The organism is Pimelobacter simplex (assembly GCF_900114845.1).
In the GTDB taxonomy this organism is placed as follows: Bacteria; Actinomycetota; Actinomycetes; order Propionibacteriales; family Nocardioidaceae; genus Nocardioides; species Nocardioides simplex.
On the sequence record NZ_FOUK01000006.1, the window covers coordinates 308,721 to 319,337 of the forward strand.

General features: G+C 72.8%; 15 protein-coding genes. 13 read left to right on the plus strand and 2 right to left on the minus strand.

The annotated features are described in order from the left end of the window. Positions 1-107 precede the first annotated feature (107 nt). The 3 genes from fliD to BM223_RS23680 are packed head-to-tail and all read left to right on the plus strand — an operon-like array spanning position 108 to position 2,172. Positions 108-1,445, plus strand: a complete 1,338-nt coding sequence (gene fliD / locus BM223_RS23670; RefSeq protein WP_038677126.1) for a flagellar filament capping protein FliD — start codon at positions 108-110, stop codon at positions 1,443-1,445. 11 nt (positions 1,446-1,456) lie between these two features. After that, on the plus strand, positions 1,457-1,849 hold the full coding sequence (gene fliS / locus BM223_RS23675; protein ID WP_038677125.1) for a flagellar export chaperone FliS: 393 nt from the start codon (positions 1,457-1,459) through the stop codon (positions 1,847-1,849). Next, positions 1,846-2,172 (plus strand): hypothetical protein, encoded by a 327-nt coding sequence (locus tag BM223_RS23680; protein ID WP_038677124.1) that lies wholly within the window; start codon positions 1,846-1,848, stop codon positions 2,170-2,172. The genes fliS and BM223_RS23680 overlap by 4 nt, the downstream gene beginning before the upstream one ends. Positions 2,173-2,187: 15 nt before the next feature. Here the strand turns inward: BM223_RS23680 and BM223_RS23685 are convergent, their stop codons facing one another. Next, positions 2,188-3,969 carry a hypothetical protein gene (locus BM223_RS23685; RefSeq protein ID WP_038677123.1) on the minus strand — a complete coding sequence of 594 codons (1,782 nt, stop codon included), beginning with the start codon at positions 3,967-3,969 and terminating at the stop codon, positions 2,188-2,190. Positions 3,970-4,182: 213 nt separating this feature from the next. On the opposite strand from BM223_RS23685, the gene BM223_RS23690 reads away from it, so the two are divergent. Continuing rightward, the gene (locus BM223_RS23690) at positions 4,183-4,698 is read left to right on the plus strand and encodes a SigE family RNA polymerase sigma factor (RefSeq protein ID WP_038677122.1); all 516 of its coding nucleotides are present in this window, start codon (positions 4,183-4,185) and stop codon (positions 4,696-4,698) included. Beyond that, positions 4,695-5,597, plus strand: coding sequence for a hypothetical protein (locus BM223_RS23695; RefSeq protein ID WP_038677121.1), 903 nt, complete (start codon positions 4,695-4,697; stop codon positions 5,595-5,597). Before BM223_RS23690 ends, BM223_RS23695 begins: the two co-directional genes overlap by 4 nt. Positions 5,598-5,609: 12 nt before the next feature. Here the strand turns inward: BM223_RS23695 and BM223_RS23700 are convergent, their stop codons facing one another. After that, a complete protein-coding gene (locus tag BM223_RS23700) occupies positions 5,610-6,680 on the minus strand; it encodes a protein-glutamate methylesterase/protein-glutamine glutaminase (RefSeq protein WP_038677120.1) in 1,071 nt (356 codons plus the stop codon). A gap of 72 nt (positions 6,681-6,752) precedes the next feature. On the opposite strand from BM223_RS23700, the gene BM223_RS23705 reads away from it, so the two are divergent. From BM223_RS23705 to fliE, 8 genes are all read left to right on the plus strand, one after another. Then, positions 6,753-7,595, plus strand: coding sequence for a CheR family methyltransferase (locus BM223_RS23705; RefSeq protein WP_038677119.1), 843 nt, complete (start codon positions 6,753-6,755; stop codon positions 7,593-7,595). Positions 7,596-7,606: 11 nt separating this feature from the next. Beyond that, positions 7,607-7,987 (plus strand): response regulator, encoded by a 381-nt coding sequence (locus BM223_RS23710; RefSeq protein WP_200887137.1) that lies wholly within the window; start codon positions 7,607-7,609, stop codon positions 7,985-7,987. Continuing rightward, positions 7,984-8,436 (plus strand): chemotaxis protein CheX, encoded by a 453-nt coding sequence (locus BM223_RS23715; protein ID WP_052138275.1) that lies wholly within the window; start codon positions 7,984-7,986, stop codon positions 8,434-8,436. The genes BM223_RS23710 and BM223_RS23715 overlap by 4 nt, the downstream gene beginning before the upstream one ends. Before the next feature lie 29 nt (positions 8,437-8,465). Continuing rightward, a complete protein-coding gene (locus tag BM223_RS23720) occupies positions 8,466-8,825 on the plus strand; it encodes a response regulator (RefSeq protein ID WP_038677117.1) in 360 nt (119 codons plus the stop codon). Positions 8,826-8,836: 11 nt separating this feature from the next. Next, the gene (locus BM223_RS23725) at positions 8,837-9,316 is read left to right on the plus strand and encodes a hypothetical protein (protein WP_038677116.1); all 480 of its coding nucleotides are present in this window, start codon (positions 8,837-8,839) and stop codon (positions 9,314-9,316) included. A gap of 215 nt (positions 9,317-9,531) precedes the next feature. Then, positions 9,532-9,894, plus strand: a complete 363-nt coding sequence (locus tag BM223_RS23730) for a flagellar basal body rod protein FlgB (protein ID WP_038677115.1) — start codon at positions 9,532-9,534, stop codon at positions 9,892-9,894. After that, on the plus strand, positions 9,891-10,283 hold the full coding sequence (locus BM223_RS23735) for a flagellar basal body rod protein FlgC (protein WP_038677114.1): 393 nt from the start codon (positions 9,891-9,893) through the stop codon (positions 10,281-10,283). Before BM223_RS23730 ends, BM223_RS23735 begins: the two co-directional genes overlap by 4 nt. Then, positions 10,283-10,609: a flagellar hook-basal body complex protein FliE gene (gene fliE / locus BM223_RS23740; RefSeq protein ID WP_038677113.1), complete on the plus strand. Its 327-nt coding sequence runs from the start codon at positions 10,283-10,285 to the stop codon at positions 10,607-10,609. The genes BM223_RS23735 and fliE overlap by 1 nt, the downstream gene beginning before the upstream one ends. The last annotated feature ends 8 nt before the right edge of the window (positions 10,610-10,617 follow it).

Here is a 10,617-nt window from a genome sequence, read left to right on the forward strand (position 1 = left end):
CCGTACTGCACCACAGCACCAACCGAGCGCCGGTGGGGCCGGCGGCCCCGCCGGCGCTCGGGCAGTTCCGGGGGTGATCCACCCCCGCACCCAGGAGGACGAACCCCATGGCAGCGACCAGCAGCATCGGCGGACTGGCGAGCGGCCTGAACACGGCCGACATCATCAACCAGCTGATCGCGCTGGAGGCCCTGCCGCAGACCAAGCTGAAGACGCAGGTCACCACCGAGCAGAGCCGGATCACCGCGCTGCAGAAGGTGAACACCGCCCTCCAGGCGCTGATGGCGTCCGCGAAGACGATGCAGTCGACGACGACCGGACCCTGGGCCACGCTCGCGTCGACGTCCAGCAACGCCGCGGTCTCCGTGACCGCGACCAGCACCGCCAGCCCGGCGTCCTTCACCGTCACCGTCGGCCAGACCGCGCTGAGCCACCAGGTCGCGTTCACCGACGCCCACGCCAAGTCCGACGCCGTCACGGGCGCGACGAACGGCGTGCTCCTCAAGCGCGCCGGTCAGCCCGACCTGGCGATCAGCACCGCCAACGGCACGCTCGAGGAGCTGGCCGCCGCGATCAACTCCGCCGACGCGGGCGTGCGCGCCACGCTGGTGCGCACCGGCACCGCCGGCGGCACCGACCAGTACCGCCTGCTCGTCGAGTCCGCGACCACCGGTGCCGCGGGGGCCTTCGAGCTCACCGACTCGACTGGCGCACCGCTCCTCGGTGGCACCACCGTGCGCGCGGGCCGCGACGCCACCATCGAGATCGGCGGCATCACCGCCACCTCCGCGTCGAACACCTTCACCGACGTCGTCCCGGGCATCACGATCACGCTCGGCGCGACCGCGACCGGCACCGCGGAGGTCGCGGTCAGCCGGGACGCCGCGAGCCGATCGGCCTCGGTCAAGTCGATGGTCGACGAGGCCAACGCGCTCATCACGCAGATCAGCGGGCTCACCCTGAACAGCCTGACCACCAAGGGCGTCCTGGCCGGCGACAGCACCCTGCGCGACGTCGCGAGCGCCCTCGCCGAGACGATCTACCCGGGTGACGGCACCTCGATGGCGTCGTACGGCATCCAGGTCGACCGCTTCGGCAAGATCACCTTCGACACCCAGAAGTTCGCCGACGCCTACGCCGCCGACCCGGCCGCCACCGCCGCCGTGTTCACCGGCCCCGACGGCTTCGCCGCCCGGCTGCAGAAGGCCGCCGACGCGGCCAGCGACAAGTACGACGGCACGGTGACCCAGTCGATCACCAGCCGCAACGTCACGGTGACCCGCCTGAACGACAGCATCGAGCGCTGGGACACCCGGCTCGAGCTGCGCCGGGCCACCCTCGAGCGCCAGTACACCGCACTGGAGAAGGCGCTCTCCCAGCTGCAGGGGCAGTCGTCATGGCTGACCAGCCAGCTCAACGCCTTCAACGCGAACTCGAACCAGTGAGGACCTGACCGATGTACGCCACCCCGACCGTGCGCAACGCGCAGTCCGCCTACCGCGACAACGCCGTGGCGACGGCGTCCCCGGCGCGCCTGCTGGTGATGCTGGTCGAGCGCCTGGTCCTCGACGTGGAGCGCGGGCTCGCCGCCCAGCGCGCCGAGGACTGGCCCCAGGCGCACCACCACCTCATGCACGCGCAGGACGTCGTCGTCGAGCTGGAGTCCAGCCTCGACGTGTCCGCGATGACCGGCGGCCGCGAGCTCGCCGCGCTCTACGAGTACCTCCGCACCCGGCTCGTGGTCGCCAACGTCCGCCGGCGCACGGCGACGACCGAGGAGGCCCTCGGGCTGGCGCGGCAGCTGTGCGAGACCTGGCGCGAGGCCGCGATGACGGCGGCGGCGCGATGACCGGCCCCGAGATCCCCGAGCGTCCGGCGTCCTGGACCGAGGCGCTCGACCGCCTGGAGGCCCACGCCGACCGGGCCGAGCACCTGCTGCGCGGCGAGAGCGCCGAGCCGGCGCCCGCTCCCTGGCAGCCGCCGGCCGAGCTCGGCCCGCTCCCCAACGAGCTGGTGCCCCGCGCCCGTCAGCTCCTGGCCCGGCAGCAGCGGCTGATGGCCGCCATCCCCGCAGTGCTCTCGGACAAGCGCCAGCAGCAGCGGATCGCCGACCGGGTCGGCGACGCGACGACCGCGGCGGTGACGCCGATCTACCTCGACGTCACCGCCTGAGCGGACCACCCGTACCTACGGGGCGTACGCCACCTGGTTGTTGATGGCGTCGAACGCGTCCTTGGCGTCGGTCTGGGTGCTCTTGACGTTGGCGTACCAGGTGCTGCCGCCCACGTTGGACCTCCCGGCCGCGTAGGCCAGTGCCTGGCTGACGGTGAGGCTGGTGGCCCCGCCGAACGCACCGCGCACGTCGCGGCCCTTGATCGTGGTCAGGTCGACGACGGTCGCGCCCAGGTTGCTGCTCGGCAGGAACTTGCGGGTCGCCGTCGTGCTGCCCGGCCCGGTGAAGTGGACGTCGAGCGCGGTGGCGAGCATCTGCGCCTTGAGCATCGCGTTCATCGTGCTGCCGGTCGCCTTCGCGATCACCGCGGCGACGTACTTGGCGACGTCGGCGCACTTCGCGTTGGCCGCCAGGTCCTGGAAGGGCGCGAACGTGCGCAGGTAGGTGCCGGCCACGCAGCTGCTCGACGTCCCGGCGCTGCCGGTGATCACGCCCTGACCGTTCTTGTTCGACCAGAACCCGATCGTGTGGGCCCCGGTCGCCAGCGGGTCCTTGCAGACCTTCACGTCGGCACTCGCGCTGCCGGTGCTCCCGCTGTCGTCGGAGGTGAAGCCGGCGGTGTTGGGGTGGACGACGCAGCCGGGCGTGGTCAGCGGGAACGTGCGGCCGTACGTGAGGACCGACGGGTTGGCGTCGCCCACGCACACCTGGCCGAGTGCACCGACCGCCGTGTCGTCGACGGCGACGCAGTCGTCGACCACCGACGGGACGAACGGGACCGCGTCGAACACGAAGTCCCCCGACCCGGCCGCGAGCTGACCGGTGCCGACCGCCTGGTCCGCCCAGGTGACGGTGACCGTGTTGTCGAGCTGCGCCTGCGGCAGCGAGGCGAGCGTGCAGTGGTAGGCGAACGTGCTGTCGCCCGGCGCCATCAACGCGCCTGCGCCACCGGTGACCGCGCACGGCGTCCCGTCGGAGAGCTGGTCGGTCACGTCGGCGACGACCGGGTCGGCGTTGGGGTTGAGCACCGTGATGGTCCCGCTCACCTCGACGCCCGAGACAGTGCCTTCGTCGTGGCCGACGGTGACCGTGTAGCCCACGTTCACGCTGCCCGACGTGCCGTGCACCTCAGCCGGGTCGGCCGTCTTGGCGATCGTCCAGGCGTAGGTGCGGGTGTAGTCGCCCGCAGCGTCCTTCACGACCGTCAGCGGGTCCGGCACGGCCGGGTCGGATGCGCCGACCTTGAAGGCGTCGTGCGTGCAGGACGAGCCGGAGGCCGGGTAGTCGGCGAGGCGGCAGACGGTCGCGATGTAGACGCCGCCCGCATTGGGCGTGTCGGCGAAGGGAGCGAGCTGGACCCGCTGGTTCTCCACGACGTGGTCGCCGAGCGGGCTGACCACGCCGTTGACGATCGAGAACGCGCGGTCGAGGTGGGTGCCGGCCGACAGCAGCGAGGCGCTGCCGTCGTTCGGGTCCGCCTGGCCGCCGGGCGCGGTCACGGCGACGAAGTACTCGCCGTCACCGAGCGCCGACGGGAGGTTGGACAGCCACACGTCGTCCTTGACGCCGTAGGCGTTGCAGTTGACCGGGTCGGCCGGCGTGCTCGGCCGCAGGCACGCGCCGTTGCCGGTCGACGCCGTCACGTTGGTGGTGGTCGAGATCGCCTGACCGGCGGCCAGTGCGGGTGGTGGCGATGCCGCCGTCGCGACCAGCGCGGCGCCGGCGAGCAGGAGTCCGGCGGAGAGCAGCCGGGTGCGGACGCGACGGGCGCGTCGATGTGCACGGTGTTCGGACATGAGTGGGCCTCCCCCATAAGGACCAGCATGGATGGGTGTCCGCTTGGTCCCGGGGGAGCTCCCGGCACGAGATCGACCCTCGCAGACCGCCACGCTAACCCCGGGTCCGACGGGCCACAATGAAAATCTTCCGGCCCGGAGGCGGTGCCGTGGGACCACCGCGGCTCCTCGTGCGTCGAGGGGGTAGGAAGATCCCCTCGGGAGGAGCGCACGGTGAGCACGGACGCACGGCACGAAGCGGAGTTCACGGCGTTCGCCCGCGCCCGGATGCCCGCCCTCTACCGCGCCGCCTGGCTGCTGTGCGGTGATCGGCACCGGGCCGAGGACCTGGTCCAGGAGACGCTCGCCAAGGTCTACGCGCACTGGGGTCCGAAGATCGCCAACCCGGCGGCGTACGCGCAGACGACGCTGACCCGCACCTGGATCAGCCAGCAGCGCCGGCCCAGCACCCACGAGCGCCCGACCGACGAGCTTCCCGAGCACCCTCAGGGCCAGCGCGACGACGCACTGCGCCTCACGCTCCTCGCCGCACTCGACAGGCTCGCGCCCAAGGACCGTGCGGTCGTCGTCCTGCACCACCTCGACGACACGCCCATCGCCGACGTGGCCCGCCAGGTCGGCAGCAGCCCGGGCGCGGTGCGCAAGCGCCTGATGCGCGCCCGCAGAGTCCTCCGCGAGGAGCTCGGGCTGCCCTTCGCCGACTTCGTCCCCGAAAGGGCGGAATCATGACCGACACCGAGCTGACCGAGCTGATCACCCGCACCTGCGCGGGGATCGACCCCGCGAGCGCCGTCCAGGACCGCATCCTGGGCGACGCCCTGGCCGACGGACGCCGGCAGCGGCGCCGCCGTCGCCGGCTGGCGGCGACCGGCTGGAGCACCGCGGCGGTGGTGCTCACGGTCGCCGGGGTGACCGCCGCCGCCGGGCTCCTCGCCGGGTCCGGGCCCGGCGAGGGCGGGCGCGAGGTCGCGGTCGAGCCCACGACCCGCGCTGCCTCCCCCACACCGACGGCCGCTCCCTCCTACGCGCCGGGCACCGGGCCCACGGTCGCGACCAGCCGGCGCGTCGTGGCCGACGGCGTCCTCGCCGGCGTCACCCGCGACCTGGTCCCGGATGACATCGCGCTCACCGGGCTCGAGGTCGAGCACGTCCCGAGCCTCGTCACCGGCCACGAGAGCGACCACACCCGCAACGGGCGCCGGATCTCGTTCCTCCTCGACGGCGCGGGGACGAGCATCACCGTCGCGCGCTGGGACAGCTATGCCGCCGTCGGCGTCGCCGGCCTCGGTGATGGCCTGACCCCGGGCGAGGAGCCGCGCGAGCAGCGCGTCGCCACGACCGCGCGCGAGGCCTGTGCGGGCGCCTACAGCGTCTACCCACCGACGCGGTGCACCGAGGTGGCGGGCGGCTGGTACTCCGCCGGTCGGCCCAGCCAGGGTGCCGCGATGCCGGACACCCACCAGGAGCTGCTCGTCACCTACTTCACCGACGACGGCTACGCGGTGATCGTCGACTCCTACAACACCCCGGCCGAGAAGTCCGGCGGCGTCGTCGCCCCCGAGCCCCTGCTCGACGAGGCGCAGGCGCTGGCGATCGCGACCAGCCCGCGCTGGTTCCGGGACCGCTGAGGACAGGCAGGCTCAGACCGCGGCGGTCCGCGAGCGCCGCACGGTGGCGCTGATCCGCTCGGCGAGCCGCTCCAGCGGCAGCACGTCGTCGGCGAGACCGGCGCCCGCCACGGCACCGGGCATGCCCCACACGACCGACGACTCCTCGTCCTGGACGACGATCCGGGCCCCTGCCGCGGCGAGCTCGCGCGCGCCGGCGAGACCGTCCTGCCCCATCCCGGTCAGCACCGTCGCGAGCGCGCCGCCGCCGTACACCTCGAGGGCGGAGCGGAAGAGGACGTCGACCGCCGGGCGGCAGAAGTTCTCCTGCGGTCCCTGGTCGAGCACCACCCGTGCACCCAGCGCCGTGCGCCGCAGCCGCAGGTGGAAGTCACCGGGCGCGATGAGGACCTCGCCCGGACGCACGTCGTCCCCGTCGGCGGCCTCGCGGACCGTCAGTGCCGACGCCTTGTCGAGCCGCTGGGCGAGCATCGCCGTGAACACCGGCGGCATGTGCTGGACGACGAGCACCGGCACGCCGAGGTCGGCGGGCAGCTGGGGCAGCAGCCGGGCCAGCGCGTCGGGACCGCCGGTGGAGCAGCCGATCAGCAGCGCCGAGACCGGCGTGGCCGGCGGCAGCGCCCGCTCCCGCCGTACGACGGGACGGCCGCCGCCGACGCCGGGCGTCAGCTTGCGGATGCCCGCCAGGGCGCGGATCCGGGGCACCAGCTGGTCGCGGATCGCGGCGATGCCGTCGGCGATCTGGCCGGTGTTGGACGGCTTGGTGACGTAGTCGGAGGCACCGCGCGAGAGCGCGTCGAGCGTGGCGGTGGCGCCGCGCTCGGTGAGCGTCGAGAACATGATGACCGGCAGCCGCGCGTGCTTCTCGCGGATCTGCGTGAGGGCGCCGAGCCCGTCGAGGTTCGGCATCTCGATGTCGAGCGTGACGACGTCGGGGCGCAGCTCGTCGACCATCCGGACCGCCTCGACGCCGTCGCGGGCGACGCCGGCGACCTCGATGTCGGCCGCCTGCTGGAGCGCGGTCCGCACCAGCCGCCGGACCAGCGCCGAGTCGTCGACCACGAGCACCCTGATCTGCGTCACGCGGTCCCCATCGGCCCGAGCCGGCGCGGCCTGAGCCCTCAGGAACCCCGAGGGAGCGCCGATCAGACCGGCATGACCGCGCCCTCCGCCTTCGCCTCCGTCTCGGCGCTGGTCCGCAAGGAGACGTCGATGGTGTACGACGAGGGCAAGGAGTACCTCGTCGAGGCCCGCCTGACGCCCCTCGCCACCGCGCGCGGCCTCGGCCTCGAGCAGTACGTCGCCCGGCTGGCCTTCGACGCCGACGAGCGGCGCAAGGTCGTCGACGCGCTCACCATCAACGAGACCAGCTGGTTCCGCGACCACTCGCCGTACCAGGCCTTCACCGACGTGATGCTCCCCTCGCTGCTGGAGCAGCGCGCGCTCACCCGGCGGCTGCGGATCTGGAGTGCCGCCTGCTCCAGCGGGCAGGAGGCCTACTCGATCGCGATGCTGCTCGACCAGCACCTGCCGGCGGGCTGGAGCCACGAGATCGTCGCGACCGACATCTCCACGGCGATGCTCGACCGGGTCCGCAACGGCCGCTACAGCCAGGTCGAGGTCAACCGCGGGCTGCCCGCGACCAGCCTGGTCCGCTACTTCACCCGGGTCGGCCGCGAGTGGGAGATCGCCGAGCGGCTGCGCGAGCGGGTCCGCGTGCAGCACCTCAACCTCGCCGCGCCGTACGTCGGGCTGGGCACGTTCGACGTGATCTGGCTGCGCAACGTCCTCATCTACTTCGACGCCGCCACCAAGGCCGACATCCTGCGGCGGATGCTGCCGATGCTCGCGCCGGACGGCTACCTCCTGCTCGGCTCGTCCGAGACGACGCTCGACCTGCCCCCCGACCTCGCCGCCGCCTGGCAGCGCGAGCAGATCGGCCGCGTGCCGGCGTACCGCCGCGCGCCCGCCATGTCCCTCACCAGCACAGGAGCCTGACCGTGCGCGCGATGATCATCGACGACTCCCGGGCGATGCGCAGCATCCTGCGCCGCATCGTCAGCAACCTCGACTTCGAGACGACCGAGGCCGAGCACGGCCAGGCCGCGCTCGACCTGCTGCAGGCGGGCGACGTCCCGGACCTGTGCCTGGTGGACTGGAACATGCCGGTGATGGACGGCTACACGTTCATCACGCAGGTCCGCGCGAACCCCGCATGGCGCGACATCACGCTGATGATGGTGACCACCGAGAGCGAGCAGCGCCAGATCGTCCGGGCCCTCGCTGCCGGGGCGCACGAGTACGTCATCAAGCCGTTCACCCCGGACGCCATCGTCGACAAGCTCGCCCTGCTGGGCCTGCTGCCCGAGGGCCACGAGGTGCCGGCATGACCCCCGAGCTGGACGACGTCCTGGCGGTCACCGAGGACGTCTGGACCGCGCTGCTCGGCGAGACCGCGCCGCTGGTCCCCCGCGGCGTCCCGGCGGGAACGCCCTTCGACGCCACCGGCGCCTGGTCCGCCGCGACCACGGTGAGCGGCGGCTGGCCCGGCGTCGTCACCGTCGAGCTCGACGAGACCGTCGCCCGCCAGCTCACCGCGCGCATGCTCGACCTGCCCGCGGACGCCACCGGCGACGGCGACATCGCGGACGCCGTCGGCGAGCTCGTCAACATGGTCGGCGGCAACATCAAGAGCCTCATGCCCGGGCCCAGCGTCCTCTCCCTGCCGTCGGTCGCCGCCGGCCGCGCGGCGTTCGCGAGCGACGTCGTCGAGGCCTGCCGCCTCGACCTGCTCTGGCAGGGCGCTCCCCTGCGCGTCTCCGTCCACGTCCCCGCCTGACCGACCCTCCCCTAGGAATGAGTGACCCCATGAAGATCCTGATCGCCGACGACAGCCGGGTGATGCGTCAGATCGTGATCCGCACGCTGCGCCAGGCCGGCCACGGCGGCCACGAGATCGTCGAGGCCGAGAACGGCCGCGAGGCGCTCGAGCTCGTCCACACCGAGGCCCCCGACCTCGTCCTCTCGGACTGGAACATGCCGGAGATGAACGGCATCGACTGCCTCGCCGCGCTCCGCGCCGCCGGCTCCACCGTCGCCTTCGGCTTCGTCACCTCCGAGGGCTCCGACGAGATGAGGCAGCGCGCGGACGCCGCCGGTGCCGCCTTCCTCATCGCCAAGCCGTTCACCCCGGAGGCGTTCGACGACGCCCTCCGCAGCGTCCTCTGAGGAGCGGACCGATGGCGATCCACCTCCCCCTCACCAAGCAGGTCCGCGACCTGCTCACCGACCTCCTCGGCCGCGAGGTCACGCTGGCGCCCACGACGCCGTACGCGCCGGGACCGGACACCCCCGCCTCCGTCGCCGTGTACGTCGACGACAGCCTCCACATCCGCGCCCTGATCGTCGGCGACCTCGCCTTCTCGGCCCACGCCGGCGCCGCACTCGGCCTGGTCCCGGTCGGCGGCGCCCACGCCGCGATCGACGACGGCAAGCTCACCGACACCCTCGCCGAGAACCTCTACGAGGTGCTCAACATCGCGGCGTCCACGTTCAACGTGGCCGGCGCCGAGCACCTCCGCCTCCACGCCCTCCACCCCGCCGGTCCCCCGCTCGACCCGCAGCTGCGGATCAGCACCCTCACCCTGGGCCGGCGCGAGGACCTGAAGGTGTCGATCGCGGGCTACGGGGACGGGCTGCTGTCCGTCGTCCTGGTCTGAGCTCTCCCCCCACTCGCGCCACCCTGGCGGTCCGGCCGTCCGGTCCCTGACCGAACGGCCGGACTTTTCGGGACCAAGTCCCGCTCGGGGCGGCTCAGGTCGCCGTGGCGCGGACCGATCAGGCCGGGTGAGCGACGGATTGCTCACCACCGCCGACGGACCGGCACCGCATCTTCACCGACCCCCGGGCCGGTGCCTCCCCAGGAGATCCGATCGTGTCCTTCGCCGCGTCCGACGCCGTCGGCTTCGTGCTGCACTCCGCGATCAACGGGCTGTCCGTGCGCCAGCAGGTGATCGCCGACAACATCGCCAACGTCGACACCCCTGGCTTCCGGGCCCGCAGCGTGGAGTTCGAGTCCGCGCTCTCGCGGGCGATCGAGGGCGGCAGTGCGTCCGCCGAGGACCTCGGGGTCGCGGTGTCGCCCACCCAGACGCCGGTCGGTGCCAACGACAACAACGTCGACCTCCGCAAGGAGTCGATCGCCGCGATCCAGACGCAGTACCAGTACCAGATCATGGGCCGCGCGATCAGCGACCGGAACGCCCGCCTCGGCACGCTGGCCGGTGGTGGCGCATGAGCGCGTTCGAGACGCTCCGCATCGCCAACACGGCGCTGGGCGCGCACCAGGTCTGGCTCGATGCCCTGGCCGGCAACATCGCCAACGCCAACACGGTCCGCAGCACCGACCAGGAGGCCTTCCGCGCGACGTACGTCGTGTTCGACCCCCGCGGCGACGGCGGCGTGGACGTCGCCGGGTTCGCGCAGTCGGACCCCGAGGGCCGGATGGTGCACTCGCCGGACCACCCGCTGGCGGACGCCGACGGCTACGTGCGGCTGCCCGAGATCGACATGTCGGCGCAGATGAGCCAGCTCGTGATGGCGCAGCGCGGCTACCAGGCGTCGGTGCAGGTCACCAAGAGCGCCCAGGACACCTACACCGCGGCCCTGCAGATCGGCGCGCGCTGATGGAGATCTCGCCGCTGACCTTCCCCAGCCTGTCCGGAGCCGGCGCCGCGAGCGACGTCTCGTCGCTCGCGCCGTCGACCGCCGTGTCCGGCCCGACCGGTCCGGACACCGAGTTCGGCTCGCTCGTGCTCGACGGCCTCGACCGGCTCGAGGGCCTGACCGACAAGGCCGACAGCCTCGCCGTGCAGGCCGCCACCGGCAAGCTCGAGAACATCCACGACTACACGATCGCCGCGAGCGAGGCCTCCGTGGCCAGCCAGATGACGGTCGCGCTGCGGAACCGTGCGGTCGAGGCGTTCAACGAGATCATGCGGATGCAGGTCTGAGGCCGAAC

Bases quoted from the DNA above. Each gene is read 5' to 3' on its own strand.
- BM223_RS23720 (WP_038677117.1), top strand. From the start codon at position 8,466: ATGAAGATCCTGATCGCCGACGACAGCCGGGTGATGCGTCAGATCGTG.
- BM223_RS23735 (WP_038677114.1), top strand. From the start codon at position 9,891: ATGAGCGCGTTCGAGACGCTCCGCATCGCCAACACGGCGCTGGGCGCG.
- BM223_RS23715 (WP_052138275.1), top strand. From the start codon at position 7,984: ATGACCCCCGAGCTGGACGACGTCCTGGCGGTCACCGAGGACGTCTGG.
- BM223_RS23710 (WP_200887137.1), top strand. From the start codon at position 7,607: ATGATCATCGACGACTCCCGGGCGATGCGCAGCATCCTGCGCCGCATC.
- BM223_RS23680 (WP_038677124.1), top strand. From the start codon at position 1,846: ATGACCGGCCCCGAGATCCCCGAGCGTCCGGCGTCCTGGACCGAGGCG.
- BM223_RS23705 (WP_038677119.1), top strand. From the start codon at position 6,753: ATGACCGCGCCCTCCGCCTTCGCCTCCGTCTCGGCGCTGGTCCGCAAG.
- fliS (WP_038677125.1), top strand. From the start codon at position 1,457: ATGTACGCCACCCCGACCGTGCGCAACGCGCAGTCCGCCTACCGCGAC.
- BM223_RS23695 (WP_038677121.1), top strand. From the start codon at position 4,695: ATGACCGACACCGAGCTGACCGAGCTGATCACCCGCACCTGCGCGGGG.
- BM223_RS23685 (WP_038677123.1), bottom strand. From the start codon at position 3,969: ATGTCCGAACACCGTGCACATCGACGCGCCCGTCGCGTCCGCACCCGG.
- BM223_RS23725 (WP_038677116.1), top strand. From the start codon at position 8,837: ATGGCGATCCACCTCCCCCTCACCAAGCAGGTCCGCGACCTGCTCACC.
- fliE (WP_038677113.1), top strand. From the start codon at position 10,283: ATGGAGATCTCGCCGCTGACCTTCCCCAGCCTGTCCGGAGCCGGCGCC.
- fliD (WP_038677126.1), top strand. From the start codon at position 108: ATGGCAGCGACCAGCAGCATCGGCGGACTGGCGAGCGGCCTGAACACG.